This is a genomic window from Neoroseomonas alkaliterrae (genome assembly GCF_014199195.1).
GTDB lineage: Bacteria > Pseudomonadota > Alphaproteobacteria > Acetobacterales > Acetobacteraceae > Neoroseomonas > Neoroseomonas alkaliterrae.
Window position 1 is genome coordinate 343,103 of the sequence record NZ_JACIJE010000003.1, and the last position, 26,185, is coordinate 369,287.

Annotated in this window: 23 protein-coding genes; 12 read left to right on the forward strand and 11 right to left on the reverse strand. The window is 73.6% G+C overall.

Annotated features, from left to right (window positions below):
- Positions 1 to 24: 24 nt before the first annotated feature.
- From FHS88_RS07660 to FHS88_RS07685, 6 genes are all read left to right on the forward strand, one after another.
- On the forward strand, positions 25 to 1,446 hold the full coding sequence (locus FHS88_RS07660) for a mannose-1-phosphate guanylyltransferase/mannose-6-phosphate isomerase (protein ID WP_184483190.1): 1,422 nt from the start codon (positions 25 to 27) through the stop codon (positions 1,444 to 1,446).
- A gap of 94 nt (positions 1,447 to 1,540) precedes the next feature.
- A complete protein-coding gene (locus tag FHS88_RS07665; RefSeq protein ID WP_184483192.1) occupies positions 1,541 to 1,804 on the forward strand; it encodes a hypothetical protein in 264 nt (87 codons plus the stop codon).
- A gap of 105 nt (positions 1,805 to 1,909) precedes the next feature.
- Positions 1,910 to 2,893, forward strand: coding sequence for a TRAP transporter substrate-binding protein (locus FHS88_RS07670; RefSeq protein WP_184483194.1), 984 nt, complete (start codon positions 1,910 to 1,912; stop codon positions 2,891 to 2,893).
- Between the two features lie 175 nt (positions 2,894 to 3,068).
- Positions 3,069 to 4,067 (forward strand): TRAP transporter substrate-binding protein, encoded by a 999-nt coding sequence (locus FHS88_RS07675; RefSeq protein ID WP_184483196.1) that lies wholly within the window; start codon positions 3,069 to 3,071, stop codon positions 4,065 to 4,067.
- A 76-nt stretch (positions 4,068 to 4,143) separates the two neighbouring features.
- Positions 4,144 to 4,683, forward strand: a complete 540-nt coding sequence (locus FHS88_RS07680; protein ID WP_184483198.1) for a TRAP transporter small permease — start codon at positions 4,144 to 4,146, stop codon at positions 4,681 to 4,683.
- Positions 4,684 to 6,015, forward strand: a complete 1,332-nt coding sequence (locus FHS88_RS07685; protein ID WP_184483200.1) for a TRAP transporter large permease — start codon at positions 4,684 to 4,686, stop codon at positions 6,013 to 6,015.
- Between the two features lie 11 nt (positions 6,016 to 6,026).
- Here the strand turns inward: FHS88_RS07685 and FHS88_RS07690 are convergent, their stop codons facing one another.
- On the reverse strand, positions 6,027 to 6,431 hold the full coding sequence (locus FHS88_RS07690) for a VOC family protein (protein ID WP_184483202.1): 405 nt from the start codon (positions 6,429 to 6,431) through the stop codon (positions 6,027 to 6,029).
- Between the two features lie 78 nt (positions 6,432 to 6,509).
- Here FHS88_RS07690 and FHS88_RS07695 point away from each other — a divergent pair, with 78 nt between their 5' ends.
- Both FHS88_RS07695 and mscL read left to right on the forward strand, forming a co-directional pair.
- A complete protein-coding gene (locus FHS88_RS07695; protein ID WP_184483204.1) occupies positions 6,510 to 7,844 on the forward strand; it encodes a TAXI family TRAP transporter solute-binding subunit in 1,335 nt (444 codons plus the stop codon).
- Between the two features lie 98 nt (positions 7,845 to 7,942).
- Positions 7,943 to 8,443 (forward strand): large conductance mechanosensitive channel protein MscL, encoded by a 501-nt coding sequence (mscL, locus tag FHS88_RS07700; RefSeq protein ID WP_184483206.1) that lies wholly within the window; start codon positions 7,943 to 7,945, stop codon positions 8,441 to 8,443.
- Between the two features lie 10 nt (positions 8,444 to 8,453).
- Here mscL and FHS88_RS07705 read toward each other — a convergent pair whose 3' ends face one another.
- From FHS88_RS07705 to FHS88_RS07730, 6 genes are all read right to left on the reverse strand, one after another.
- Positions 8,454 to 9,548 carry an alpha/beta hydrolase gene (locus FHS88_RS07705; RefSeq protein WP_184483208.1) on the reverse strand — a complete coding sequence of 365 codons (1,095 nt, stop codon included), beginning with the start codon at positions 9,546 to 9,548 and terminating at the stop codon, positions 8,454 to 8,456.
- A complete protein-coding gene (locus tag FHS88_RS07710) occupies positions 9,545 to 14,053 on the reverse strand; it encodes a DUF3320 domain-containing protein (RefSeq protein ID WP_184483210.1) in 4,509 nt (1,502 codons plus the stop codon). Before FHS88_RS07710 ends, FHS88_RS07705 begins: the two co-directional genes overlap by 4 nt.
- Before the next feature lie 71 nt (positions 14,054 to 14,124).
- Entirely contained in the window at positions 14,125 to 14,295 is a 171-nt protein-coding gene (locus tag FHS88_RS07715) for a hypothetical protein (protein ID WP_184483211.1), read from the reverse strand.
- A gap of 64 nt (positions 14,296 to 14,359) precedes the next feature.
- The gene (locus FHS88_RS07720; RefSeq protein WP_184483214.1) at positions 14,360 to 15,112 is read right to left on the reverse strand and encodes an SDR family oxidoreductase; all 753 of its coding nucleotides are present in this window, start codon (positions 15,110 to 15,112) and stop codon (positions 14,360 to 14,362) included.
- An 89-nt stretch (positions 15,113 to 15,201) separates the two neighbouring features.
- Positions 15,202 to 15,633, reverse strand: coding sequence for a CBS domain-containing protein (locus FHS88_RS07725; protein ID WP_184483216.1), 432 nt, complete (start codon positions 15,631 to 15,633; stop codon positions 15,202 to 15,204).
- 183 nt (positions 15,634 to 15,816) lie between these two features.
- Complete coding sequence (locus FHS88_RS07730; protein ID WP_184483218.1) at positions 15,817 to 17,583, reverse strand: glucan ABC transporter ATP-binding protein/ permease; 1,767 nt, start codon at positions 17,581 to 17,583, stop codon at positions 15,817 to 15,819.
- A 155-nt stretch (positions 17,584 to 17,738) separates the two neighbouring features.
- On the opposite strand from FHS88_RS07730, the gene FHS88_RS07735 reads away from it, so the two are divergent.
- Both FHS88_RS07735 and FHS88_RS07740 read left to right on the forward strand, forming a co-directional pair.
- Positions 17,739 to 18,728: a Bug family tripartite tricarboxylate transporter substrate binding protein gene (locus FHS88_RS07735; RefSeq protein WP_184483220.1), complete on the forward strand. Its 990-nt coding sequence runs from the start codon at positions 17,739 to 17,741 to the stop codon at positions 18,726 to 18,728.
- A gap of 400 nt (positions 18,729 to 19,128) precedes the next feature.
- Complete coding sequence (locus FHS88_RS07740) at positions 19,129 to 20,121, forward strand: Bug family tripartite tricarboxylate transporter substrate binding protein (RefSeq protein WP_184483222.1); 993 nt, start codon at positions 19,129 to 19,131, stop codon at positions 20,119 to 20,121.
- Positions 20,122 to 20,130: 9 nt separating this feature from the next.
- Here FHS88_RS07740 and FHS88_RS07745 read toward each other — a convergent pair whose 3' ends face one another.
- A complete protein-coding gene (locus FHS88_RS07745; protein ID WP_184483224.1) occupies positions 20,131 to 20,487 on the reverse strand; it encodes a hypothetical protein in 357 nt (118 codons plus the stop codon).
- A 111-nt stretch (positions 20,488 to 20,598) separates the two neighbouring features.
- Between FHS88_RS07745 and FHS88_RS07750 the strand changes: the two genes are divergently transcribed.
- Complete coding sequence (locus FHS88_RS07750; RefSeq protein WP_184483226.1) at positions 20,599 to 21,591, forward strand: Bug family tripartite tricarboxylate transporter substrate binding protein; 993 nt, start codon at positions 20,599 to 20,601, stop codon at positions 21,589 to 21,591.
- 78 nt (positions 21,592 to 21,669) lie between these two features.
- Here FHS88_RS07750 and FHS88_RS07755 read toward each other — a convergent pair whose 3' ends face one another.
- Genes FHS88_RS07755 through FHS88_RS07765 form a run of 3 tightly spaced genes read right to left on the reverse strand, consistent with a single transcriptional unit; the run spans position 21,670 to position 24,789 of the window.
- Positions 21,670 to 23,124 (reverse strand): M81 family metallopeptidase, encoded by a 1,455-nt coding sequence (locus FHS88_RS07755; protein WP_184483228.1) that lies wholly within the window; start codon positions 23,122 to 23,124, stop codon positions 21,670 to 21,672.
- A 52-nt stretch (positions 23,125 to 23,176) separates the two neighbouring features.
- Positions 23,177 to 23,908, reverse strand: a complete 732-nt coding sequence (locus FHS88_RS07760) for an aspartate/glutamate racemase family protein (protein ID WP_184483230.1) — start codon at positions 23,906 to 23,908, stop codon at positions 23,177 to 23,179.
- Positions 23,908 to 24,789, reverse strand: coding sequence for a TauD/TfdA family dioxygenase (locus FHS88_RS07765; protein WP_184483232.1), 882 nt, complete (start codon positions 24,787 to 24,789; stop codon positions 23,908 to 23,910). Before FHS88_RS07765 ends, FHS88_RS07760 begins: the two co-directional genes overlap by 1 nt.
- Positions 24,790 to 24,951: 162 nt before the next feature.
- On the opposite strand from FHS88_RS07765, the gene FHS88_RS07770 reads away from it, so the two are divergent.
- On the forward strand, positions 24,952 to 26,097 hold the full coding sequence (locus FHS88_RS07770; protein WP_184483234.1) for a M20/M25/M40 family metallo-hydrolase: 1,146 nt from the start codon (positions 24,952 to 24,954) through the stop codon (positions 26,095 to 26,097).
- Positions 26,098 to 26,185 lie beyond the last annotated feature (88 nt).

A 26,185-nucleotide genomic window follows, 5' to 3' on the forward strand; every position in this document is an offset into this window, starting at 1 on the left:
CCCGAGACCCTTGCCCCGGACGCCATGAGCACGACACCGACCGACATCCTTCCCGTCATCCTCAGCGGCGGGACCGGCACGCGCCTGTGGCCGCTCTCGCGCGAGGGCTATCCGAAGCAGTTCTGGCCGCTGGCCTCGGCCCGGCCGATGCTCGAGGAGACCGCCGCGCGGGCCGAGGGGCCGGGCTTCCTGCCGCCGACCGTGGTCTGCAACGAGGCGCACCGCTTCCTCGTCGCGGAGCAGCTCCGCGGGCGCGGGGCGCGCATCGTGCTGGAGCCGGCCGGGCGCAACAGCGGCCCGGCGATCGCGGCCGCCGCCCTGCTGGCCGAGGAAGCGGCCCCGGGGACCGTGATGTGGATCATGGCCGCCGATTCGGCGGTGCAGGACGTGCCGGCGCTGCATGCCGCGCTCGCGCGCGCGGCGGCGGCGGCGCGGGCCGGGCGGATCGTCACCTTCGGCATGAAGCCGACCGCGCCCGAGACGGGCTACGGCTACATCGAGGCCGGCGAGGCGCTGCCCGGGCTCGACGGCGTGCGGGCCATCGCGCGCTTCGTCGAGAAGCCGGACGCGGCGCGCGCGGCGGAATTCGTCGCCGGCGGGCGGCATCTGTGGAACTCGGGGATGTTCGTCGCCACCGCCGCGACGCTGCTTGCCGAGTTCGAGCGGCACGAGCCGGCGCTGCTCGCGCAGGTGCGCGCCGCGGTGGCGGGTGCGAAGCGCGACATGGATTTCGTGCGCCTCGACGCCGCCGCCTTCGCCGCGGCGCCCTCGATCAGCATCGACTACGCCGTGATGGAGCGGACGCAGCACGCCGCGGTGGTGCCGGCGGCGATCGGCTGGTCCGACATCGGCTCCTGGGCCGCGTTGTGGGAGATCAGCGGCAAGGACGCGCAGGGCAATGTCGCGGCCGGCCCGGCCGAGATCATCGACAGCCGCAACTGCTACGTGCGCAGCGAGGGCATCCTCACCGGCGTGATCGGCCTTCAGGATGCGGTGGTGGTGGTGACCGACGACGCGGTGCTCGCGATGCACCGCGACCGCGCACAGGATGTGAAGACGCTCGTGGACGCGCTCAAGGCCAAGGGCCGCAAGGAGGCGACCGAGCACCGCCGCGCCTATCGCCCCTGGGGCCATTACGAGGGCCTGATCATGGGCGACCGCTTCCAGGTGAAGAAGATCCTGGTGCGGCCGGGCGCGAAACTGTCCCTGCAGAAGCACTTCCACCGCGCCGAGCACTGGGTCGTCGTCTCGGGCACCGCCATCGTGCGGCGCGACGCCGAGGAGATCCTGCTGCGCGAGAACGAGAGCGTCTATCTGCCGCTCGGTTGCGTGCACCGGATGGAGAACCCCGGGATCATCCCGCTGGTGCTGATCGAAGTGCAGTCCGGCTCCTATCTCGGCGAGGACGACATCGTGCGCTTCGAGGACACCTACGGGCGGGCCTGAAGCCGGCACGGCGGCGCCTTGATCCTGGTCAAGGCGCCGCGCCGCCCGCGGCGGAGAATGGCCTTCAAGCCATCACGGCACGAAAGGCCAGACGATGAACCACCGCCACCGCAAGGTCCTGCAGGCGCTCTTCGCCCATCCCGTCAGCGCGAACATCGACCCCAAGGCCGTGCATGCCGTCCTCGAGGAACTCGGGGCCGAGGTGTCGCACAACGGCTCGGGCCGCGTCGCGGTGAAGCTGAACGGCCAGGCCCATGCATTCCACGATGCGCGGCACAGCCTCTCCAAGGACGAGGTCGTGCAGATCCGCAACTTCCTCGCCGCGGCGGGTGTGGACCCGGCGCAGTATCCGGCCTGAGCCGGCGGCGGCGCCGGGCGGCTTGATTGCCGGCGCCGTCCAGGCAGTATCCTCGATCAGCCATGCCGGGCGGCACCCCGCCCCGCCGATCGAGAGGATGACGCCATGAGCTTCCCGCGCCGCGCCCTTCTGGGTGCCGCCAGCCTCGCCGCACTCGCGCCTGCCGGGGCGCGCGCCCAGACGCGCTGGCAGATGGCGACACCCTACGCCGACGGCAACTTCCACACCCGCAACATCCGCAGCTTCGTGCAGGAGATCGAGCAGGCCGCGGGCGGGCGCCTCTCGATCCAGATCCATTCCAACGGCTCGCTGCTGCGCATGCCCGAGATCAAGCGCGGCGTGCAGACCGGCCAGGTGCAGATGGGCGAGATCCTGCTCACCGCCTATGCCAACGAGGACCCGCTCTTCGACGCCGACGCGCTGCCGCAGCTCGTGACGAACTACCAGCAGGCGAAGCGGCTGGCCGACCTGCAGAGGCCCTTCATCGAGGCGCGGCTCGGCCGGCAGGGGCTCAGCCTGCTCTACATGGTGCCCTGGCCGCCCGCCGGGCTCTATTCGCAGCAGCCGGTGACGAGCCTCGAGCAGCTCCGCGGCAGCCGCTTCCGCACCTTCTCGCCGATGACGAACCGCTTCGCGCAGCTCATCGGGGCGCAGCCGACGCTGGTGCAGTCGGCCGAACTCGCGCAGGCCTTCGCCACCGGGGTGGTGCAGGCGCAGATCACCTCCGCCGCGACCGGCGTGGACACCCAGGCCTGGGACTATGCGCGACACTTCACGCCGCTAGGCTTCTCCATGACGAAGAACGCCGTGCTGGTCTCCCGCCGCGCCCTCGAGGGCCTGCCGCGCGACCTGCAGGAGGCGATCCGCGCCGCCGCGCAGCGCGCCGAGCAGCGCGGCTACGAGCTCTCCGAGGCCGCGATGCGCGAGACCGAGGCGACGCTCGCCGCCCGCGGCATGCAGGTCGCGCCCGCCTCGCAGCAGCTGCTCGACGACCTCGCGCGCGTCGGCCGGACCATGGCCGATGAATGGGTCCAGCGCGCGGGCGAGGACGGGCGCCGGCTTCTCGAGCAGTATCGCGCGGCGGGCTGACGCCGCAGGGGCCACGCCGCGCCCTGCACGCGATGCGCGCAGCGCGCGGCGGGCGCGCCCAACCGGCGGGCAGCCATGGCCGGGGGTGCGCGATGGCGCGGCGCATCCCCCTTGCCGGTCCGGGGGAGGCGCGCCGAAGATGCGCCCCGCCAAGAACGAGAAAGGGGGCTTCAGCATGACCTCGATCCGTCGCCGCGGTCTTCTCGCGGCTTCCGGCGGGCTTGCCGCCGCGGCACTCGCCCCGCGCGCAGCCGAAGCGCAGACGCGCTGGCAGGTCGCCACCGCCTATCCGGACGGCAATTTCCACACCCGCAACCTGCGCGCCTTCGTCGAGGAGGCGCAGCAGGCCTCGGGCGGGCGGCTGCAGATCCAGCTGCATTCCAACGCCTCGCTGCTGCGCATGCCCGAGATCAAGCGCGGCGTGCAGACCGGCCAGGTGCAGATGGGCGAGATCCTGCTCTCGGCCTACGGCAACGAGGATCCGTTCTTCGAGGTGGACAGCGTGCCGCAGCTCGTCACCTCGACGGCACAGGCGCGCAAGCTCGCCGAGCTGCAGCGGCCCTATGTCGAGGCGCGCTTCAACCGCCAGGGCCTCTCGCTGCTCTACTGGGTGCCCTGGCCGCCCTCGGGCCTCTACACCAATGTCCCGGTCGAGAGCGTGGAGACGCTGCGCGGGCTGAAAATGCGCACCTTCAACGCGCTGACCAACCGCTTCGCGACGCTGGCCGGCGCGACGCCGACCCTCGTGCAGCAGGCCGAGGTGCCGCAGGCCTTCGCCACCGGCGTGGTCAACGCCATGGTGACCTCGGCGGCGACCGGGGTGGACGTGCAGGCCTGGGATTTCTGCCGCCATTTCACGCCGATCGGCTTCACGCGGACCAAGAACGCGATCTTCGTCCGCCAGCGCGACCTCGCCGCCCTGCCCGCCGAGGCCCAGGCCGCGATCCGCGCCGCCGCCGCGGCGGCCGAGGCGCGCGGCTGGGCCGCTTCGGACACCGAGACGGTGAACCAGCAGAACGTGCTCCAGCAGCGCGGCATGACCATCGGCACGCCGACGCCCGCGCTGATGGAGGGGCTCGCGCGCATCGGGCGCATCCAGGCCGATGAATGGGTGGCCAAGGCCGGGGACGAAGGCAGGCGCCTGATCGACGCCTATCGCGCCGCCGTCGCGTGAGCGGCACCGGGGCCCGCCGCAGGGCGGGCCCTTCCACGAGCGGGAGAGACGAACGCCGCATGACGCTCCGGATGACATGACCCTTCTTCGACGTGCGCTCGACGCGCTCTATCTCGCCGGCGGCATCCTCGGCGCGGTCGCGCTCGCCGCGATCGGCTGCATCATCGCGGCACAGGTGATCGGGCGGCAGTTCGGCGCCACCGTGCTCGGCGCGGACGACCTGACGGCCTTCTCGGTCGCGGCCTCGGCGACGCTGCCGCTCGCCCACGCCTTCCGCCACGGCGCGCATATCCGCGTGGACCTGATCGTCGGCCGGCTGCGCGGGGCGCCGCGCTTCGCCGTGGAGGCGGTGGCGCTGCTGCTCGCGGCGGGGCTCTGCGCCGTCTTCGCCTATTCCATGATCGACCTCGCCACCGACAGTTTCGAGTTCGACGACGTGGCGCAGGGCTCGGTCGCCTGGAAGCTCTGGGTGCCGCAGGGGCTGGTGGGCCTCGGCACGGCGCTCTTCGCCCTCTGCCTGATCGACGACCTCGTGGTGCATCTGGCGGGCGGCACGCCGTCCTACCGGCGCGCGGCGGAAGCCTCGGCGCTCGAACGCGCGGCGGAGGAACTCTAGATGGAACTCGCCCAGACCGAGGCCGGGCTGCTCATGCTCGGCCTGCTCTTCGTCTTCCTCGGCCTCGGGGTGTGGATCGGCCTCGCGCTCGCCCTGGTCGGGCTGACCGGCGTGGTGGTGCTGCCGATGCTCATCCCCTCCATGCCCTCCATGCCGCCCGAGAAGGTGATGGGCACGGCGATCTGGCAGTCGCTCGCCTCCTGGACGCTCGCCGCGCTGCCGCTCTTCATCTGGATGGGGGAGATCCTGTTCCGCACCAGGCTGAGCGAGGACATGTTCAAGGGCCTCGCCCCCTGGGTGCAGCGGCTGCCGGGGCGGCTGATGCATGTGAACGTGATCGGTTGCGGCATCTTCGCCGCGGTGTCCGGCTCCTCCGCCGCCACGACGGCGACGGTGGGCAAGATGTCGCTGCCCGCGCTGACGCAGCGCGGCTACCACGTGCCGATGGCGATCGGCAGCCTCGCCGGCGCGGGCACGCTCGGGCTGCTGATCCCGCCCTCGATCGTGATGATCGTCTATGGCGTGGCGGCCGAGGTCTCGATCGTGCGGCTGTTCATCGCCGGCGTGCTGCCGGGGCTGCTGCTGATGGTGCTGTTCTCGGGCTACATCGCGGCGTGGTCGCTGCTCAATCCCTCGCGCACGCCGCCGCGCGACCCGCCCGTGCCGCTGCGCCAGCGCCTGCGGGAGAGCGCGAGCCTGCTGCCCATCGTCGGGCTGATCCTGTTCGTGATGGGCAGCATCTACTTCGGCTGGGCCACCGCGACGGAGGCGGCGGTGTTCGGCGTGGCGGGCGCGCTCGCGCTCTCGGCCTGGGGCGGCACGCTCACGCGAAAATCCTTCGTGGACAGCCTGATGGGCGCGGTGCGCCTGTCCTGCATGATCAACCTGATCCTCGCCGGCGCGGCCTTCCTCACGCAGGCCATGGCCTATTCCGGCATCCCGGCGGCGATGGCGGCCTGGGTCGGCAGCCAGGGCTTCAGCCCCTATGTCATCATCGCCTGCCTGACGCTGATCTACCTCGTTCTCGGCTGCTTCATCGACGGGATCAGCATGATCGTGCTGACCGCCTCGGTCGTGCTGCCGATCATCCAGGCGACGGGCTTCGACCTGCTCTGGTTCGGCATCTTCATCGTGCTGGTGGTGGAGATGGCGCAGATCACGCCGCCCGTCGGCTTCAACCTCTTCGTTCTGCAGGGCCTGACCGGGCGCAGCATCTTCGAGGTGGCGCGCTACACCCTGCCCTTCTTCCTGCTGATGGTGACGGCGGTCGCGATCGTGACGGTCTTCCCGCAGATCGTCACCTGGCTGCCGCAGACGATGCTCGCGCGATAGGGCGCGCGGGCTCAGACCGGGGCGGGCCAGTCGGGGCGCTCGAAGCGCTGGATCTCGAGCGTGTAGCCCGCCGGGTCGCGGAAGAAGAAGGAGGTGACGCGGTAGGTCTCCGAGAAGGCCGGTGCGGCGGCGATCTCGACGCCCGCGGCCTTCAGGCGCGCATGCCAGCCTTCGACATCCTGCGCGACGAAGGTGATGACCGCACCGCCCTGGACGCGCGGGTTATCGGTCACGCGCGGTCCGCGCGCGCGGCACACGCCGAGGAAGGCGCGCGCCCCGGGCGCGACCGCGTAGATGCGGCAGGTGCCCTGGTCCTGCGCCAGCGGCAGGCCGAGCACCTCCTCGTAGAAGCGCCATGAGGGGGCCGGATCCTCGGCATAGAGGAAGGTGACGTGCTGGTCGAAGGGCGCGGACATGGCGCGATCATCGCAGGCGGCGCGCCGGCAGGCCAGGGCGATTGCCGCGGCGCGCGCGCCGTCGCATGGTCGGCGGCGATGCAGGGACTTCTCGCCTGGGCCATCCGCCACTGGGTCCTGACCACCGCGGCGCTGCTGATCGCGTGCGCGGCGCTCGGCTATTCGCTCGCCGCGCCGGCCCCGCCGCGGGAGATCCGGCTCGCCGTGGGCGCGGCCCCGGATTCCGCCTACACCCTCGCCGCCGAAGCCTATGCGGCACGGCTCGAGGCCACGCGCTTCCGCGTGAGCAAGGTGCCGACGGCCGGCTCGGTCGAGAATCTGCGACTGCTGCGCGAAGGGGCGGTGGATGTCGCGCTGGTGCAGGGCGGCATCGCCGGGCGCGACCGCGATGCCGGGCTCGAATCCCTCGGCGCGGTGTTCCACGAGCCGGTCTGGGCCTTCCTGCGCGCCGATCGCGGCCTCGCGCGGCTGGCTGACCTGCGCGGGAAGCGGGTGGCCATCGGACCCGAAGGCAGCGGCACGCGGGTGCTCGCACTCGCCATGCTCGCCGCCAACGGCATCGGCCCCGAGGGCTTCGAGGCCCTGCCCCTCGGCGGGCCGGAGGCGGCCGCGGCGCTGCGGGCGGGAACGGCCGATGCGGCCATCCTGGTCTCGGCGCGGGTCGAGGGCACGATCGCCGCGCTGATGCGCGCCGGGCCCGAGGTGGCGCTCGCGGACCTGACCGACCACGCCGATGCCTATGCGGCGCAGCTGCCCTTCCTGGTGCCGGTGCGGCTGCCGCGCGGCGGGCTTTCGCTCGCGGACGACCTGCCGCCGCGGCCGATGACGCTGCTCGCCCCGGTGGCCTCGGTGGTGGTGCGCGAAGGGACGCATCCGCAGGTGGTCAGCCTGCTCGTCTCCATCATGCGCGAGGTCCATCGCGCGCGGACGCCCTTCGCCCCCGAGGCCAGCTTCCCGAACACGCTGACGCAAGACCTGCGGGTGAACGCGGATGCCGAGCGCTACTACGCGCACGGCCAGACCGTGCTGCAGCGCTGGCTGCCGTTCTGGGTGGCGGTCTGGGCCGAGCGGCTGTTCACCATCCTGCTGCCCGTGCTCGGCATCGCGCTGCCGCTGATTCGCTTCGGCCCGGCGATCTATGCGCGCCACATGGAGACACGGGTGTGGCGGCACTACGACACGCTCCGGCGCATCGAGGCCGAGGCCGCGGCCGCACCCGACGGCGCGGCGCGCCAGGCGCTGCGCGACAGGCTTGAGACGCTCGAGGGGCTGGTCGCCCGGCTGGCCCTGCCGGCGAGCTACCGGCGGCACATCTTCGCCCTGCGGCGCGACATCGCCTATGTCCGGGCCAAGCTCGCCGCTGCCCCGGGCGAGGATGGCTACGCGCCCGCGGACGCAACCGCCGCGGGCTGATGGCGCTCCGTCATGCTGGAACGGCGGATCGTTTCGCCGGATGATCGGCCCCGGTCACGCAGGCGATTCGCGCCTGCGCCGAACGGAGCCCACCGCCCATGAGCGACCTCGCGAACAAGATCGGCAGCCAGATCCCGATCAAGGAACCGGCCTGGATGAAGGAGTTCAAGGCCTTCATCATGCGCGGCAACGTGATCGACCTCGCCGTCGGCGTGGTGATCGGCGCCGCCTTCACGGCGATCGTGAACTCGGTCGTGACCGACCTGATCAACCCCATCATCGGCATCCTGATGGGCGGGATCGACTTCTCGAACCTGTTCCTCGTCCTGTTCGGCGAGCGGCGCGCCTCGCTCGAGGCGACGCGCCAGGGCGGGGCCTCGGTGCTGGCCATCGGCGCCTTCCTCAATGCGGTGATCAAGTTCCTGATCGTCGGCTTCGCGGTGTTCTGGCTGGTCAAGATCATCAACCGCCTGCACGGGCCGAAGGAGGCGCCGAAGCCGGCCGGGCCCACGCCGACCGAGGCGCTGCTGGCCGAGATCCGCGACGAGCTGCGCGCCCAGCGCGGCGGCGCGCCCGCCCCCGCACCGAAGACCGAATAGGCCGGGCGCGTCACGCCGCCCGAGGCGGCGTAGAGAGGAACCAGTCGAGGATCGCACCCGCCTCCTCGCGCGGCCAGGCATGGGCGAGGTCGGGGATCTCGCGCCAGGCCAGCGCCGCGCCGGCCGCGCGCAGGGCGGCGGCGGCCTCGCGCGCCGTCTCGACCGGGAACATCCAGTCGCGCCCGCCGTGGGTGAGGCGGACCGGCAGGCCGCGCAGCGCGGCGGGATCGGCGAGCGCGATCATCAGCGGGCTGAAGGAGGCGGCGACCGGCGCGGCGTGCGTGAAGCCCGGCGCGCCGCGCAGCGCGGCGATGGTGGCGAAGGTGCCGCCATCGCTCATGCCGAGCAGCAGGCGGCGATCCGGCGCGAGGGGATGGATCCCGTCCGCCACGGCCAGCGCATCCGCGATGGCGGCGAGGTCCGCCTCCGGCGCGTGCAGGTCCCAGGTGCGGCCGCGCGAGGTCGGCGCGAGCAGCACCACCCCGCGCGCCCGCGCCGCGCGCAGCATGGACCACAGGAAATGCGCGCCGGTGCCGCCGCCGCCATGCAGCGCGACGGCGAGCGGCGCCGCTTCCGTGCCGTCGAGCGTTTCCGGGACATAGAGGCTCGCCCCGCCGCGCGTGCCGGGCGGGCCGCCGAGATGCATCACGCCGCGCCCCTCGCGCCCCGGCGGCGCGGCGGCGAGGCGCGCGATCAGCCCCTCGTCCATCCGCTCCGCGCCGTCGAGGAAATGCCGGCTGACCGCAGGCAGGAAGGTGGCGAGCGGGTAGAGCGCATCCTCGGCGCGCGGCAGGGCGCGCAGCGCGGCGAAGGCGCCGCGCATCGGATGCGGCGCCTCGGCCGCCGCGCCGAGCGCGGCGAAGGCATCGCACGCGAGCCCGGCGGAGGCATCGAGGCAGTCGCGCACCGGCAGCAGGCGCTCCGGCCAGGAATGGGCGGCGAAGTCCGCACGCGCCGCCTCGAGCGTCGCGGCCAGCGGCATGGCTGCCGCGGCAAGCGCCTCGATCGTGCCCGGCGCGGCATGCCGCGCCGCATGGCCCAGCGCATCGAGCGCCGGCAGCAGCGCCGCGAGCAGGCCGGCCATGGCCTGCCCGTCGCCGCTCATGACAGGCGGATCGTGCCGGCGCCGACCAGCGCGGCGATGCGCGCGGCGATGGCGACCTCCGCCGCCGCATCCAGGCCGAGCAGGGCGTGCACGCCCTTGGCCAGTTCCGCCTCGGTCATCGCCGGCCGGCGCGCGAGCAGCGCCTCGGCGGCGGCGGCGATCTCGGCCGGCGGCACGGCGGCGGCGCGCCGCAGATGCGCCGCGGCGGCGCGGCGGTCGCGCGGCACCGGCTTCGCATCGGCGGTGGTGAGAAGGCCCGAAGCCTCCAGGACGCCGTGCTGCGCGCGGGCGATGGCGAGCGCCTCGCGGATCGCGTTGCGCTCGGCCGTGCTCAGCGCGTCGCGGCCGGCGGCGAGGCGCAGGCGCTCGTGCAGGCTGTCCGCGGTGATCGGCGCCTCGGTCGCCACCACCTCGGCGATCGCGGCGGCGAGGCTGGCGCGGGGCAGGGCGTCGAGCGCGCCGCGCGGCAGGTCGGGCGCGGCCTCGCGGTAGGCCTCGGCGAGGCCGGGCTCGGGCGGCGGGGGCGCGGCGGGGGCTGGTGCGGCGGCCGGCGCGGCGCCGAGGGCGGCGGCGATGCGCGCGGCCTCGGCCTCGGGGCGCGCATACCAGGCGAGCGACCAGGCGCGAACCAGTTTCCAGCCCATCATCTGCAAGGCGGCGGGGCGGCCGCGCTCGCGGTCCCGCGCGCAGCGCAGCGCCGCCCAGTCCCCGGCATCGGCCTCGATGCCGAGTTCGTAGCCCTGCTCGCCGCGCGCGGCGACATCGAGGAAGAGGCCCGCGAGGCCGACATGCGGCACGGGCTCCTTGCCGGCGGCGCGCACCGCCTCGGCGATGGCCTCGGCGATCGGGCTCCCGGTCGCGCCGCCGCCGGCGCGCGGCGCATCGGGCGGCGCGGCGGCGAAGGCGAGGAAGGCCTTGAGCGCGGCCACGCCCCGGCCCGAGGCGCGGGCGAGGTCGATGTCCTCGGCCCCGATGCCCGAGAAGACGATGCAGCGCTTCTTCGCCCGCGTGATCAGCACGTTGAGCCGGCGCTCCCCGCCCTCGGCGGAGAGCGGGCCGAAGCGCATGGCCAGCCGCCCGTTCCTGTCGCGCCCGTAGCCGACCGAGATCAGGATCGCGTCCCGCTCGTCGCCCTGCACGTTCTCGAGGTTCTTGACGAAGAAGGGCTCGTCCGGATGCGCGCCGAAGAAGGCGTCGGCGGAGGGGTCGGCGCGGCGCGCGGCCTCGATCGCGTCCATGATCGCGTCGCGCTGGCGGATGGAGAAGGCGGCGACGCCGAGCGTGTCGCCGGGCGTCTCCTTCGCGTGGCGCATCACCGCCTGCGCGACGGCCTCGGCCTCGGCGCGGTTGACGCCCTCCCCCGTCTCCCAGGCGCCGTCCACGCGCACGAGCGACAGGCCGAGTTCCGCCGAGCGCGGGCGCGGCGAGGGCAGCACCAGCAGCCGGTTCTCGTAGAACTCGGCGTTGGAGGTGGCGATCAGGCTCTCGTGCCGCGAGCGGTAGTGCCAGCGCAGCATCGCGCGGGGCACGCCGCGCGCATTGCACAGGCCGAGGATGGATTCGACGTCGCGCGCCGCCACCGCATCCGGCGCATCCTCGGGCGCCGTCTCCTCCTCCTCGCCGGTCATGCGCTGGAAGAAGCGGGTGGGCGGCATCTGCCGGTCGTCGCCGACCACCACCACCTGGCGGCAGCGCGCGATGGCGCCGAGCGCGTCCACGGGCTCGACCTGCGAGGCCTCGTCGATCACCAGCAGGTCGAAGGAGAGGCCCGGACGCAGCCCGTGCGGGGGCGCGAGGAATTGCGCGACCGACAGCGGGCTCATCATGAAGACCGGCTTGATCTGTTGCACAGCGGATGCGGCGCGCAGCAGCAACTCGCGCACCGGCAGGTGGCCGCGCTTCTTCTCCATCTCGCCGCGGATCACCTGCATCCCCGGCGCGCCGTCGCGCACCTGCTTCACGCGGTCGGCATGGATGCGCGCGGCCTCGGCCCGGGTCAGCGCGATGCGCGCCGCGTCGGCCTCGCGGAACTCGGCCACCAGCCGGTCATAGGCGGCGGCGTCGAAGGCGGCGAGGTCGGGATGCGCGGCACTCGCCGCGCGCAGCAGCCCCTCGTGCAGGGCGTGGGTGAAGGCGTCCTCGGCCGCCTCGGGCGCGAGGCGCCCGTCCTGCAGGCGCTCGATAATCGGCTCGATGCCGCGTGCCTCGGCCAGCGCTCGGCGCCAGCCCTGCCAGAGCGGAAGCGCCTCGGGATGAGCGGCCCATTCACCCAGGCGATCGGCGAGCATGGCGAAGCTCGGCTCGCGCGAGCCGAAGGCGGCGACGGGATCGAGGCCGGTCGCCTGCTGCAACTCGGCCCAGGCGGCCGCGCCGGCTTCGAGCACCGCGCCGTCGCCGGCCGGCTCCTCGGCGGCGAGCGCGGCGGCGGCCTCGGCGCCGTGCTTCTGGCGCCAGAGGATCAGCGCCGACATGGCGGAGGGGTCGGTTTCCTCGCCGCGCCACAGGCGCCCGAAGGCGGCCGAGCCCAGCGCATGGCCTGCGCGCACGCGCTCGCGCGCCGCCTGCCCGGCGATGGCGGCATCGAGTGCCGCGAGCGGATCCGCCCCGTCGCGCGCGACCCGCGCGGCAACCTCCTGCGCCGCGCGGCGGCCGGCATTGAGGAAGCCGAAGAAGCCGCCCGATGCGGCGAGCGCGGCCCGCGCCTCCTGCAGCCCCGGCACGTCGAGCGCGCCTGGCTTCAGTCGGGCATCCCGCTTGGCGATGGCGAGCTTGGCCACCGCCTCGGTCAGCGCGACCAGCGGCGCGGGGTCGGCGCGCCAGGCGGCGCTGCGCATCGCCTCCTTGTCGTGCGGGGGGGCCTCGCGCAGCGCCTGGGCGGCGCGCAGCCGCGCGGCGATCCCGGCCGGGCCCGCCGTGCCGCCTGCGGCCGCGCCGGCGGCGGCGAAGGCGCGGATCCAGCCGGGCAGGCGGGCCATCAGCCGGTCGGCATCGGCCGGGCCGAGATCGGCCGTCACGCCGCGCCACGGATTCGCCGCGCCATTCGCCTCCGCGGCGCGGGCGGCGAGGTCGCGCACCGCGTCGCGCTTCGCCGCGATCATTGCGCCGTCCCAGCCGGCTGCGTCGAGGGAGAAGTCGGGCACGGGCACGCCGCGCCGGCGCAAGCCAACCAGCGTGCCGATCACGTCATGCAGCGGGATGCCGGAGGCGCCGGCGGGCGCGCGCATCGCCGCGGCATGGCGGTTGAGGCGCGAGCGTATCGTCGCCAGGCGCTCGATGACCGCGGCGCGGTTGGGCCGGGGCGGCGGCGGCAAGGCGAGCGTCGCGCGCAGCTCGTCGAGCACCGCGCGCTTGGACTGCTTCTCGGAATGCAGTTCGAGGCAGGCGGCGCCGAGGCCGATATTCTCGAGCCGCCGCTTGACCACCTCCAGCGCGGCCAGCTTCTCGGCCACGAACAGCACGGTGCGGCCATCGAGGATGGCCTGGGCGAGGATGGTCGCGATGGTCTGCGACTTGCCGGTGCCCGGCGGCCCCTGGATCACCACATGACCGCCGCGCCGCACCGATTCGGCCGCCAGCGCCTGGGATCCGTCCATGTCCACGACGTGATCGAGACGCTCGACCGGAATCTCGGCATCCACGTCGGCGTCGTCGGGGAATGTGGGCTGCGTAGCCAGCGCCTCCCCGCCGACCAGGGCGCGGACCAGGGGATGGTCGGCAAGGCCCGGATTCTCCTCCGGCCCCAGGTCGCGCCACATCAGGAACTTGGCGAAGGAGAACAGGCCGAGGGCGAGCGCGTCCGCCTCCACCGTCCAGTCCGGGCGGTCCTTGACCGCGGCCGCGACCGCATCCGCCCAGGCGGTCGGGTTGTAGGCCTCCGCGTCGAAATCGGGCAGCGCGGTGCCGAAATTGACCTTCAGCATCTCGCGCAGGGAGAGGTTCTCGGCCGGCTCGTCATTGCCCGCGCGCAGGCGGAAGGTCTGGGAGACGCCCTCGCGTTCGAGCACGACCGGCAGCAGCGCGAGCGGCGCGCGGCGCTCGGTCTCGGGCGTGGCGGGGTCGCGCCAGGACAGCGCGCCAAGGGCGAGGTAGAGCGTCGGCACGCCGGTTTCCTCGCGCGCGGTGCGTGCATCGGTCATCAGGTCGCGCAGGCGGCGGGCGAGGTCGGCGGCGGGCAAGCGCACGCGCAGCCGGTCGTCGCGCTGCCACTGCTCGCGGCTCGCCGTGCCGTCGGCGCGGGCGACGCCATCGGCCTTGGCGGCGCGGGTGGAGCGGCGCGGCCGCGCGGGCGCGGCCGGACCGGCGGGCGGCGCCTCCTCCCCGGCCGCCTCGAAGCCGAAGGCGCGGCCGGCGGCGAGCGCGCCGAGGACGAAATCCGCATCCTCGTCGTCCAGGATGAGGACTCCGCGCGAACGCCCGGGCTTCGGCAGGGAGAGCAGGCGGTTGCGCGTGGAGAGGTCGAGCAGCGCGCGTCGGGCATCCTCGAGGGCCTGGCGAAGATCCGTCATGTCCGGTCCTGGTGCGTGGCGGGCGGGGCGAATGCGGTCCGAGGGATACCAGAGCGGCGCGGCGGGCGCTGCTACTCGTCCTTCCTCCAGCGCCAGAGCACGATCAGGCCGATGACGCAGACCAGCACGACGGTCGAGAGCATGCCCTGCACGACGCCGAAATTCGGGCTGTCGCGCGCGACGAACAGGGCGGCGAGGGCGCCGCCGGCGGCCAGCACGATGCGCACGGCGAGGTTGATCATGGGCGGGTTGGGCTTTCTCTGGCCAGGGCGGATCGCACCAGGGTGGCGCGGCCCGCGCGGCGGCTCAATGGCTCGACCGCAGCGTGCCGCCGTCCACATGGATCACCTGGCCGGTGATGTAGCGAGCGAGCGGGGAGCAGAGGAAGGCGACGAGCACGGCGAGGTCCTCCGGCTCCCCGATGTAGCCGACCGGGACCTCGCGGGCGGCCCAGTCCTCCTGCGCCTCCTTCGTGGGCAGGATGCGGGTGTCGATCTGCTCGGAATGGATCCGCCCGGGCGGGACGCAGTTCACCGTGATGCCATCCCGCCCGAGCACGCGCGAGAGCGCCTTGGACCAGATATGGACCGCGCCGTTCGGCGCATTGGCAGGGTTGATCGAGAAGGGCTCGTCCGTGCCGGTGAGGCTGACGATGCGCCCCCATTTCCGCGCCCGCATGGCGGGGATCAGCGCGTGGGTGATGCGGCGGCCGGCCTCGAAGTTGAGCAGCATCGCCTCGGCCCAGACCTCGTCGCTGCCGAGATCGGCCTGCGGGCGGGACCCGCCGGCATTGTTCACCAGGATGTCGCAATGGCCGAAATGCCCGAGCACCGCGTCGCGGATGCGCGGGGCGGCGTCCGCGGCGGTGATGTCCTGCTCGATGACGAGCGGCGCCGCCGAGGCCGGCAGTTCGGCCGCGAGTTCCTCGAGCAGGGCCCGCCGGCGCGCGAGGATGGCCAGACGGCAGCCCTCGGCCGCCAGGACCCTGGCGATGGCGCGGCCGATGCCGGCCGAGGCGCCGGTGACGAGGGCGACCTTGCCGGTCAGTTGCAGATCCATGCTCCGCGCTCCGATGCTTCCGCTCGGGCGGAGTCTGGCACGGCCGGCCGCGCGCCGCGATGCTCGGGCGCAGCACGGCCCGGGGGGCTTCAGGCCGCGGTGACGAAGGCGCGCAGCGATTCCGCCTCCTGCTCCGCCTCCGCGATGCGGGCCTTCACGAGATCCCCGATCGAGACCATGCCCAGCAGGCGGCCATCCTGCATCACCGGCAGGTGACGGCAGCGGTGGTTGGTCATGAGCGCGAAGGCCTCGGCCACCGTGGTCGCAGGCGAGACGGTGACGAGCTCGGCGGTCATCAGTTCGCGCGCGGTCTGCGCGAGCGCGGCGGTCTGCGACCGGGCGATGGCGCGCACGATGTCGCGCTCGCTGACGATGCCGAGCACCGCGCCGTCCGCATCGCGGACCAGCACGGCGCCGATGCGGTGCTGCGCGAGCGCCTCGGCGATCGCGATCGCGTCCATGCCGGGGCCGACGGAGAACACGTCGCTGCCCTTGCCGCGCAGGATGCTCTCGATTGTCACGTGCGATCCCTCCCGTTTCCTCGCCGGCCGGAGGGCCGGCGGAACGCGGCGGGGGCGCCGGATGTGTGGCGAGGCGAGGGACCGGCGCCCTGTCCGCGCAACCGTGAGTGGAGCGTGCCAAAGCGGGGCGTCGCGATGCAAGCAGGAACCGCACCCGCGCGCGCGGTTGTGCGCGGCATGCGCTCAATGCTGCGCCGCCGCACCCCCGGCGAGCTGCGTGCGCACCAGTTCCGCGAAGCGCCCATCCATGGCGACGAGCGCGGCGAAGGGCCCGCGCTCGACGATGCGGCCGGCATCAAAGACCAGGATCTCGTCCGCCTCGCGCACCGTGGACAGGCGATGGGCGATGATGAAGGTGGTGCGCCCGGCCATCAGCGCGGCGAGCGCCTTCTGCACGCGCGCCTCCGTCGCCGCGTCGAGCGCCGAGGTGGCCTCGTCCAGGATCAGCACCGGCGGGTTCTTGATGAGCGCGCGCGCGATGGCGAGGCGCTGGCGCTGGCCACCCGAGAGGTTCGCGCCGCGCTCGCCCACCATCGTGTCGTAGCCCTGGGGCTGGCGCAGGATGAAGTCGTGCGCCTCGGCCTGGCGGCAGGCGGCCTCGATCTCCTCCTGCGTGGCGTCGGGGCGGCCCACCAGCAGGTTCTCGCGGATGGTGCGGCTGAACAGCATGGATTCCTGGAACACCACGCCGATGTTCCGGCGAAGGGATTCCAGCGTGATGGAGCGCAGGTCGTGCCCGTCCAGGGTGATGCGCCCCTCCGAGGGGTCCCACAGGCGCTGCAGCAGCGCCATGGCGGTGGATTTGCCCGCGCCCGTCTGCCCGACCAGGGCGATGGTCCGCCCGGGCGAGGCGCTGAAGGAGACGTCGCGCAGGATGGGCGGCCCGCCGGGATAGGCGAAGCCGACGCCCTCGAAGGCGACATGGCCCTCGGCGCGGCCGATATCCACCGCATCCGGGGCCTCCGGCACGCTCGAGCGCGCGTCGAGCACCGCGAAGAGCTCCTCGATGCGCGGCTTGACGAAGACCATGTGGGAGACGAAGGCGACCGCGCTCTCGAGCCGGCCGATCAGCAGCGTCGCGAAACCCATGAAGGAGACGATCTCGCCCACGCTCGCCTGGCCGCGCACATGCAGCACGGTGCCGAAGACGAAGATCGCGATGACGCAGATGGTCGAGGCCGCGCGCGTCAGCACCGCGACGATCGCCCACCAGTTCAGCACCGGGAACTGGTGGTCGAGCACCTGGCGCACGATGTCGCCGAACAGCCGCGCCTCGGAGGACAGCCGCGTGAAGGACTGCACCACGACCACGTTGGACAGCGCATCCTGCGCGCTGCCCGCGAGCGCGGAATGGAACTGCTCGACCTTCGCCTGCGCGTCCTGCGTGCGGCGGATGACGAAGGCCGAGACGACGGCGAAGACCGCCACCAGCAGGATCAGCAGGAGCCCGAGCCGCCAGTTCATGACCAGCGTGAGGGGCAGCAGCACCACCAGCGAGACGAAGGTGACGATGTGCTCGCGGAAGAAGCCGAGCCAGAGGCCGAACAGGTTGTCGGTGCCGACCAGCATGATCTTCATCAGCCGGCCCGACTGCGTGTCCCCGTGGAAGGAGAGCGGCAGCGCGAGCACGTGCTGGAAATAGTCGTGCATCACCTTGAGGCGGTTGCGGTGGGCCATCCGGTCGGCGAAGAGGCCGACGGCGACATTGGCGGCGATGCCCGCGGCCCCGACCAGGCCCCAGATGCCGAGCAGCACCGTCGCCTCAGCCCAGAGCGCGCCCTGCTCCAGCCGGTCGGAACGCGCAAGCAGGTCCACCACCCGGCCGAACAGCACGGGTTCGAGGAACTGCAGGCCAGCCAGCGCCAGCGCCGCGACGGCGAGGCCCGCGGCCATCGGCCGGTCGGCGCCGAGCAGCCACAGCACGCGGCCATAGAGCGTGAGGAAACCCATCGCGCAGCGAACCCCCTGACTCGTCCCGTCGGGCCTGCGCGGCATCCGTCCGGCCCCTTCGGCCGCGCGAGGTTGATCCCGGAGCGATCATCACCCAGTTTGCGGGCCGTGTCGTCAACGCCCCGCACAGGGGCAGCCGGGAGGAGGACCCTGGAATGATCGAACGCCGCGCCCTTTTGGGCGGCATCGCCGCCGGCACGCTTGCCGCCCCCGCCTACGCGCAGGCCTGGCCCGCGCGGCCCATCCGCCTCGTGGTCGGCTTCCCGCCGGGCGGCACCACGGACATCGCGGCGCGCATCCTGATCGAGCCGCTGAGCCAGCGCCTCGGCCAGAACGTGGTGGTCGAGAACCGGCCGGGCGGCGCGGGCGGCAACATCGGGGCCGACGTGGTCGCGAAGGCGGACCCGGACGGCTACACGATCCTGATGCAGACCGTCTCCTCGGGGGCGATCAACCACGGCCTCTATGGCGCGCGCATGCCGCACCGCCCGGATGCCATGACCGCGGTGGCGCTGGTGGTGAAGGTGCCCAACGCCATCTTCGTCACCAACGCCCTGCCGGTGCGCACGCTGCGCGAGCTGGTGGACTACGTGAAGGCGCGGCCGGGCCGGCTGAACATCGGCTCCTCCGGCGTCGGCACTTCGCTGCACATGACGGGCGAGCTGCTCAAGCAGGCCGCGGGCCTCGAGATGACGCACGTGCCCTTCCGCGGCGCGGGTCCGATGCTGCAGGAGGTGATCGCCGGGCGCATCGAGGTGGCGGTGGACAACCTGCCCTCCGTCATCGGGCATCTGCGCGAGGGGCGGCTGCGGCCGCTTGCGGTGACCGTGGACACGCGCACGCCCGCGCTGCCCGACGTGCCGACCACGGCCGAGGCCGGCTTCCCGACCGTGGAGGCGACGGCCTGGTTCGGCGTCACCGCCCCGGCGCGCACGCCGCGCGAGATCGTCACGCGGCTGAACACCGAGATCAACGCGGTGCTCGCCAACCCGGCCGTGTGGCGGCGCTTCGAGGATCTCGGCGGCATGAAGCCGGGGCTGACGCCGGATGGCCTGTCCTCGCCCGAAACCTTCCAGCGCTTCATCGATGCCGAGATCGCGAAATGGACCGAGGTGGTCCGCCGCGGCAACATCACGGTGGACTGAGAGCACGAACGTCCTGCGCCGCCCGCGATGCATGCCGTCACGGGCGGCTGCTGACGCGGTGAGCCGGCGGGGCCGCGCGCGGCGCGCGGGGGTTCCGCCGGATGCCTGCCCGCGGCCTGCGGCGGTCTTGGCGTGCCGGCGTCGCCGCGCTCGCGGCCCCGGCTACCGCTGCATCCCTTCGACACTGCGCGCGGCCGCGAACCGCCGGATCGCTTCCATGCTCATGCGGGCATTCTCGATCGCTGAGGGTCCGTCCCGGCATCGGGCGCCGGCTCCGTGAGGCGCGCGACTCTGCGCTTGCCGCTGCCGCGGGCCTGGGCTCTCATGCCCTGACGACAACAAGGGCAGGCACGACCTGCCGGACGCCAGGGAAGGAAAGACGCCAGGGAAGGAAACACGCATGACCATCGCCCGCCGCGGCGTGCTCGCTGCCCTGACCGCCGCCCTTGCCGCGCCGCGCATCGCGTGGGGCCAGGCCTATCCGACCCGCCCCATCCGCATCGTCGTGCCCTTCACGCCCGCCGGCACCACCGACCTCGTGGCGCGGCTGACCGCCGAGATCCTCGGCCGGCGGCTGAACCACCAGGTCGTGGTGGACAACCGCCCCGGGGCCTCGGGCAATGTCGGCGCGGAGTTCGTCGCGCGCAGCGAGCCCGACGGGCACACGCTGCTGCTGACCACCATCGGCACCGGCGCGATCAACTTCGCCGTCTTCCGCGAGCGCATGCCCTACCGGCCGGAGGACCTCGCCGCGGTCGCGCTGATGACGCGCGTGCCGAACGTGCTGATGGCCGCGAACCGCACCAACATCCGCAGCCTCGCGGACATGGTGCGCGAGGCGCGGGCCGCGCCGGGGCGGCTGAACTACGGCACGGCGGGCATCGCGACCTCGCCGCATGTGGTGATCGAGCAGCTCCGCCTCGCGACCGGCATCGACATCACGCATGTCCCCTATCGCGGCTCGGGGCCGATGCTGACCGAGCTGGTGGCCGAGCGGATCGAGCTCGGCATGGACAACATCCCCTCCGCCCTGCCCTTCATCCGCGACGGCCGGATCCGCGCCCTCGGCGTCACCAGCGCGCGGCGCAACGCCTCCCTGCCCGACGTGCCGACCATCGCCGAGCAGGGGCTGCCGGATTTCGAGGCAACGGCCTGGTTCGGCGTGCTGGCCCCGGCGGCCACACCCGCGCCAGTCATCGCGCTGCTGGGCCGCGAGCTCGACGCGGTGGGCAAGGATCCGGTGTTCCGCGAGAGGCTCGCGGCCGTCGGCGCGGATCCGGCCGGGCTCACGCCCGATGGCGGATCGAGCCCGGAGACCTTCGCCGCCTTCCTGCGCGCCGAGATCGCCAGATGGGCCGATGTGGTGACGCGCGCCAATGTCCGCGTCGAATAGCGCGGCCCGCTACCGCAGAAGCCCCGGCACGAAGAAGGCGAAGACGACCAGCGCGACCCCTGCAGCCGCGGTGATCCAGGCGGCGCGGATCTGCTCCTCCAGCCGGGTCACGACCTGCCGGACGAGCATGGTCCCGGCCATCTGCGCGACGCGCCGCGTGACGATGCGCCGCAGCAGCGGGTTGCGGATGCGCTCCGCCGCGGCGGCGCTGAGCTCCCGCGCGCCGCGCGGGCTGTCGTCGGCGAGGAATCCCTCGAACACGCCCCGCACGGTGGAAAGCCCCTTCGCGACCGCGCCGAACCAGAGGGCGAGCGCGATGCCCGCCAGCGCCACCGCGATGGCCGCCGCATACGCCAGCACGCCCATCGGATCCCCCCTTCGTCATGCGGCGGCAACGCGCCGGCGCGACGGCAGGTCTGGCCCATGCCCCGCGATGCGGCAGCGAAGGACTTCACAACCCGGAGGAGGCGTTCACCCATGACACTCCCGCGTCGTCCCCTCGTCGCCGGCCTGCTCGCGCTGCCGGCGATCGCCCGCGCGCAGGACGCGCCCTGGCCCACGCGGCCGATCCGCATGATCGTGAACTTCCCGCCCGGCGGCACCACCGACATCGCCGGTCGCATCTTCGCCGAGCGCCTGCAGGCGCGCCTCGGCCAGCCGGTGCCGGTCGAGAACCGCGCCGGCGCCACGGGCAATATCGGCGCCGAGGCGGTCGCGCGCGCCGCACCCGACGGCTACACGGTGCTGACCACCGCGGTTTCGCCCGCGGCGATCAACTACGCGCTGTTCGGCGCGCGCATGCCCTACAGGCCCGAGGATCTTGCGGCGGTCGGGCTCTATCTGCGCGTCCCGAACGTGATCATGGTCCATCCCGCCCAGCCGATGCGGACCATCCAGGACCTTGTGGAGGCGGCGAGGGCGCGGCCCGGCGCGCTGAACTACGGGAGTGCGGGCAGCGGCGGCTCGCCGCACATGTCCATGGAGATGTTCAAGCTGCGCGCGGGCGGGCTGCAGATCACGCATGTGCCCTTCCGCGGCGCCGGGCCGATGCTGATCGAGGCGGTGGGCGGGCGGCTCGAGGTCTCGGTGGACAACATCCCCTCGAGCCTCGGGCATATCCGCGAGGGGCGCCTGCGCGCGCTCGCCGTCACCGGCCATGTGCGCAGCGCGGTGCTGCCCGATGTGCCGACGCTCGCCGAGACGGTGCTGCCCGGCTTCGAGGCGACGGCCTGGTTCGGCATGCAGGCGCCCGCGCGCACGCCGCGCGCCATCATCGAGCGGCTGGGCGCGGAGATCGACGCCATCGGCAAGGAGCCGGAGGTGCGCGCGCGCCTTGCCGCCCTCGGCGCCGACCCGCCGAACCTCACGCCCGATGGCGGGACCTCGCCCGCCGCCTTCGAGGCCTTCATCAAGGCCGAGATCGAGAAATGGGCCGAGGTCGTGCGCGCCTCGGGCGCCCGCATAGACTGAGCGGCGGCGCCGCGCGGCCCCGCTGTCCGGAGGGCCCTTGCGGCCTCCGGTGGCGGGAGGCGCCGCGGGCGCCCGTTCTCAGCCGAGCCATTCCATCGGCACATGCCGCCAGGGCAGGCCCGCGAGGTCGAGCGCCGCCGGTCCCGGCGCGTCGCATTCGACGATCGCGCTGCATCGCTCCCGGAAGGCTGCGCGGAAGTGGTTCTTGCCCTTGTTCGCGAGCAGCCGCGTCCGCCCGAGATCCACGCCATGCAGCGCGAAGAAGGCGGGATCCACCGCGGATTCCTTCCGGCTCGTGCAGATCACGCGCAGGCTTCCCGCGCGCAGCACGCAGGTCGGGCCGAGATCGACCGGCGCGCCGCGCTCCATCGGCCCCTCGTTGACGAAGCGGCCCTCGGTCAGGCGCTCCACCACCACCTCGGCGATGACCGGCGGGCCGAAGGCCTCGGTGATCCGCGCGCCGAGATGCCGCGTGAGGGTCGCGCCGATGCCGGCCTCCTGCGCCGCCGCGACGGAATCGGGGTCGTGCAGGAAGGCGAAGACGGCGGGCACATCGAGCCGGGCCGCGAGCAGCGTGCGGAGCAGCTCCGGCGTGTCCGCGATGCCGCCCGAGAGCGGATTGTCCGCCGGGTCGAGCAGCGCGACCAGCCCGGGCGGCGCGGCGAGCGCCTGGCGCAGCGCGGTGGCGGGGTCGGGCAGGCTCACGGCGAAGCGGGCGCGGCGCGCGGCGATGGCGCCGGCGAGCCGCTCCGCGAGGTCGCGCGCCATGCCGGCATCCTCGGCATAGACCATCGCGGAGGGGCCGGCATGGGGGCTGTCGCCCCAGGCGAAGCCGCCGAAGATCGAGGCGTCGAGGACCGGCGCGCGCTCCGCCGCCGCGGCCTCCGCCCAGACCTCGGCCATGGGGCCCTGCTCGTGGCGCATGTGGAAGCTGTGCAGCACCATCGGCCGCTTCGCGATGTGGCCATGCGCGCGCGGCGCGCCGCCGATGCGGCGTTCGAGCTGGGCCAGCGCGCGCATCGCGGCGGCGTCCATGTCCACATGCGGGTAGGTGCGATAGGCCGAGGCGCCGTCGAGCAGCCCGGCGATCTCGGGCGCCATGTTGGCGTGGAAGTCGAAGGAAGCGGTCATCGGCACCTCCGGCCCGATGATGGCGCGCAGGCGGTGCAGCGTGGTGGCATCCGCCTCGGGGTCGGATTCGGTGACGCAGGCGCCGTGCAGCGAGAGATAGACGCCGTCGAAGCGGCCGGCCTTCAGCGCCGCCTCGACCTCGCCGCGCCAGGCGCGCATCGCCTCGTCGGCCATCGGCCCGCCCGGCTGGGCGGCGATGCAGGGCAGGATGGTGGCCCGCCAGTCCGGTCGCGCGGCGAGGAAGGCGTGCAGCGCGCCGAGTTCCGTCGCGGTGCCGCCATAGCGCGCGAGGTGTCCCTCCCCGCTGCCCCATTCGCGCGATTCGAAGGCGCTGCGGGGCGTTGGGACCGGTGTGAAGGAATTGCCTTCGAACCACAGGCGGGCGACGGCGATGTGCGGCATGGCGGGAGGCTAGCCGCGTGCCCTGCGCCTCGCCAGGGGAGGCGCGGCCGCCTCAGCGCGCGAGCAGCGCCGCGAGCGCGGGCGAGAGGCCGAGGCTCGCGCGCCCCGAGCAGGGCGCGTAGGAGCCGGCACGCGGCCGGGGCAGCCCGAGTGCGACCATCATCTCGGCCATGCGCACGCCGCAGGCCATGCCGTCGAGCAGCGCGACCGGCGCGCGGGCCTGCAGGCGGCGGTCGAAGCCGGCGAGCGCCGCCCCGGCGAGCACGACGGACTCCGCCCCTTGCGCGGCGAGCCCCTCGACCGCGGCGAGCACCTTCGCGCCGACGCCTTCCGGGTCGGCCACCGCCTCGGGCGGTGTCGCATCCACCCCGGCCAGCGCCGCGAGGCGCGCCGACAGGCCATGGCGGGCCACCAGCTCGCGATAGGTCTCGACCCCGCCGAAGGTGACGAGGCCGAAGCGCCCGCCATGCAGGCAGGCCGTCAGGCAGGCCGCCTCGGTCATGCCGATCACCGGGCAGGGCATCATCTGCTTCGCCGCCTCGAGCGCGGTGTCGTGGCTGACGGCGAGCAGGCAGGCATCCACGCGGCCCGCATGCCCGGCCAGCAGTTCGAGCAGCGCATGCCCCGCGATGACGTTCTCGGCGCGGGAGGCGATCACCGCCGGGCCGAAGCGCGGCGTCGCGGCGATGATCTCGGTCCCCGCCGAGGCGGCGGCGCGCGCGGCGGCCGCGCAGGCATCGGTGATCGCCTGGGTGGTGTTGGCGTTGGCGACGAGCAGGCGCATCAGGCGGGCTCCGCCACGGTGCGGCGCGAATGCGCCATGGTCAGGCGCAGGCGCAGGAATTCCTGCGGCGCCGGGGGCGCGTCCGGCGGCACCTCGGCCAGGGTGCGGCGCTTCCACACGAGCTGCGGATTGAACAGCAGCAGGTCGCCGGGGCGCGGCTCGATCTTCAGCGCGAGGGTCGGCTCGGCGCAGACCGCGTCCAGCAGGTCGAAGGCGGCGCGCTGCTCGGGCGGGGGGGGCGCGGCGCCGGGGCGGGGCGTGCTGGCCGCGGCCTCCACCGCGGGGCGGGTGTAGCGCGCGGCGAAGGCGCCGCCGGTCATCGTGAAGACGGCCCGCTCGGTCTCCGCGCCATCCTCGATCAGCGGCGCGGGCTCGTAGAGCACGGCGAGCAGCGCGCGGTCGCGCCGCATCACCTCGTTGTGCACGGCGCCGGCCGAGACGAGCACATGCGGCGGCGCGTCGGGCGCATTGGCAAGGCAGAGCAGCGCGATGGCATCGCAGGCCTCGCTGTGGAAGCGCGGCGGGCCGGAGGCCGGACCCTCCGGCGGCGGGCCGATCAGGCGCGCGACCGGCGCGCCCTCGCCCGAGAGCCGCTTGCCGAGCTGCGCGCCGAGCGCGACCAGCACCGCCTCGGCCGCCTCCGCGCCGTGGCGGTCGAAGGGCAGGCCGCGCAGCAGGCAGAAGCCGTGGCCGGTGTCGAGCCGCGCCGTCACGGCGGAGAGGATGGGCGCGAGGCGGCTCAGCGGCGGCGCGGGCGCGGCGGCCTCGGTCGCCGTCAGCACGGCGTCGAGCTCCGCCGCCTCCTCCGCGCCGACCGGGATCATCCAGTCGGCGGCGGTGAGGTCGGCCGCGGTCCAGACGGCGGGGCCGGTCTGCGGCACGGGCCTGGGGCGCGGGCGTGTCGGTATGGTCATGCACGCCACGGTAGCACGGCGCGGCCGGTGGGGCGGAAGCGGGGCTCCCATGCCGTTTGCGCGTGGCGGGCTTGCCGGATGCCCGGGGCGGGGCGAGGCTGGCCCTCCAGCCATGCCGGAGACGCGCCCATGAGCACGGAGTTCCCCGCCACCGCCCTGCCCTTCGACGCCGAGGAGATCCTCGCGCGGCTGATGCGCTGGGCCGCCTGCGAGAGCCCGACCTTCGACGCGGCGGCGGTGAACCGGATGATGGACCTCGCCTCGCGGGATTTCGCGCTGCTCGGCGCGCGCATAGACCGCATTCCGGGGCGGATGGGCCTCGGGGACTGCGTGCGCGCGCGCTTCGCCCATCCGATGGGCGATGACGCCCCGGGCATCTGCGTCATGGCGCATCTCGACACCGTGCATCCGGTCGGCACGCTGGCGAAGCTGCCGATCCGGCGCGAGGGCAACCGGTGCTACGGGCCGGGCATCTTCGACATGAAGGGCGGCACGGTGACGAGCCTCGAGGCGATGCGGCAGATCCTCGCCGCCGGCATCCGCACGAAGCTGCCCGTCACCTTCCTGCTCACCAGCGACGAGGAGATCGGCAGCCCCTCGACGCGCGACCTCATCGAGGCCGAGGCGGCGCGCAGCCGATACGTGCTGGTGCCCGAACCCGCGCGCCCCGATGGCGGCGTCGTGACGGGGCGCTACGCCATCGCCCGCTTCAACCTCCGCACGACCGGGCGGCCGTCCCACGCCGGATCGCGGCTGTCGGAAGGCCGCAGCGCGATCCGCGAAATGGCGAAGCAGATCCTCGCCATCGAGGAGATGACGACGGAGGACTGCACCTTCTCGGTCGGCGTCATCCATGGCGGGCAATGGGTGAACTGCGTCACCACGACCTGCGAGGCCGAGGCGCTGTCCATGGCCAAGCGGCAGGAGGATCTCGATGCGGGGGTTGCGAAGATGCTCGCGCTGCGCTCCACCTCCAACGACGTGCAATTCGAGGTGACGCGGGGCGTGACGCGGCCGGTGTGGGAGCCGGATGCGAACGGCATGGCGCTGTTCGAGCGCGCGCGGCGAATCGCGAACAGCATCGGCTTCGACATCAACCCGCAATCGAGCGGCGGCGGATCGGACGGCAACTTCACCGGCGCGATGGGCGTCACGACGCTTGACGGGCTCGGCGTGCAGGGCGGCATGGCGCATACGCTCGAGGAGCATGTGCTGATCGACAGCCTGGTGCCGCGCGCGAAGCTGATGGCGGGGCTGCTCAGCACGCTCGATTGAGCGGCGGCGCGGCGATGGAAGGGGCCGAGGTGTGAAACCCTGCCTTGCCCGCGCCATCGAATGGCTGGAGGCTGGCCAAGCCGCGACG

What these genes read in the sequence shown, in the direction of transcription:
- FHS88_RS07715 (WP_184483211.1), bottom strand. Translation starts at nt 14,295, where the DNA reads ATGATCAACCTCGCCGTGCGCATCGTGCTGGCCGCCGGCGGCGCCCTC.
- FHS88_RS07720 (WP_184483214.1), bottom strand. Translation starts at nt 15,112, where the DNA reads ATGGATCTGCAACTGACCGGCAAGGTCGCCCTCGTCACCGGCGCCTCG.
- FHS88_RS07695 (WP_184483204.1), top strand. Translation starts at nt 6,510, where the DNA reads ATGCAGGGACTTCTCGCCTGGGCCATCCGCCACTGGGTCCTGACCACC.
- FHS88_RS07690 (WP_184483202.1), bottom strand. Translation starts at nt 6,431, where the DNA reads ATGTCCGCGCCCTTCGACCAGCACGTCACCTTCCTCTATGCCGAGGAT.
- FHS88_RS07730 (WP_184483218.1), bottom strand. Translation starts at nt 17,583, where the DNA reads ATGGGTTTCCTCACGCTCTATGGCCGCGTGCTGTGGCTGCTCGGCGCC.
- FHS88_RS07705 (WP_184483208.1), bottom strand. Translation starts at nt 9,548, where the DNA reads ATGAGCGGCGACGGGCAGGCCATGGCCGGCCTGCTCGCGGCGCTGCTG.
- FHS88_RS07710 (WP_184483210.1), bottom strand. Translation starts at nt 14,053, where the DNA reads ATGACGGATCTTCGCCAGGCCCTCGAGGATGCCCGACGCGCGCTGCTC.
- FHS88_RS07760 (WP_184483230.1), bottom strand. Translation starts at nt 23,908, where the DNA reads ATGCGCCTGCTCGTCGCCAACGCCAACACCACCCAGGCGATCACCGAT.
- FHS88_RS07755 (WP_184483228.1), bottom strand. Translation starts at nt 23,124, where the DNA reads ATGCCGCACATCGCCGTCGCCCGCCTGTGGTTCGAAGGCAATTCCTTC.
- FHS88_RS07740 (WP_184483222.1), top strand. Translation starts at nt 19,129, where the DNA reads ATGACCATCGCCCGCCGCGGCGTGCTCGCTGCCCTGACCGCCGCCCTT.
- FHS88_RS07660 (WP_184483190.1), top strand. Translation starts at nt 25, where the DNA reads ATGAGCACGACACCGACCGACATCCTTCCCGTCATCCTCAGCGGCGGG.
- FHS88_RS07750 (WP_184483226.1), top strand. Translation starts at nt 20,599, where the DNA reads ATGACACTCCCGCGTCGTCCCCTCGTCGCCGGCCTGCTCGCGCTGCCG.
- FHS88_RS07680 (WP_184483198.1), top strand. Translation starts at nt 4,144, where the DNA reads ATGACCCTTCTTCGACGTGCGCTCGACGCGCTCTATCTCGCCGGCGGC.
- FHS88_RS07745 (WP_184483224.1), bottom strand. Translation starts at nt 20,487, where the DNA reads ATGGGCGTGCTGGCGTATGCGGCGGCCATCGCGGTGGCGCTGGCGGGC.
- FHS88_RS07685 (WP_184483200.1), top strand. Translation starts at nt 4,684, where the DNA reads ATGGAACTCGCCCAGACCGAGGCCGGGCTGCTCATGCTCGGCCTGCTC.
- FHS88_RS07665 (WP_184483192.1), top strand. Translation starts at nt 1,541, where the DNA reads ATGAACCACCGCCACCGCAAGGTCCTGCAGGCGCTCTTCGCCCATCCC.
- FHS88_RS07670 (WP_184483194.1), top strand. Translation starts at nt 1,910, where the DNA reads ATGAGCTTCCCGCGCCGCGCCCTTCTGGGTGCCGCCAGCCTCGCCGCA.
- mscL (WP_184483206.1), top strand. Translation starts at nt 7,943, where the DNA reads ATGAGCGACCTCGCGAACAAGATCGGCAGCCAGATCCCGATCAAGGAA.
- FHS88_RS07675 (WP_184483196.1), top strand. Translation starts at nt 3,069, where the DNA reads ATGACCTCGATCCGTCGCCGCGGTCTTCTCGCGGCTTCCGGCGGGCTT.
- FHS88_RS07735 (WP_184483220.1), top strand. Translation starts at nt 17,739, where the DNA reads ATGATCGAACGCCGCGCCCTTTTGGGCGGCATCGCCGCCGGCACGCTT.
- FHS88_RS07770 (WP_184483234.1), top strand. Translation starts at nt 24,952, where the DNA reads ATGAGCACGGAGTTCCCCGCCACCGCCCTGCCCTTCGACGCCGAGGAG.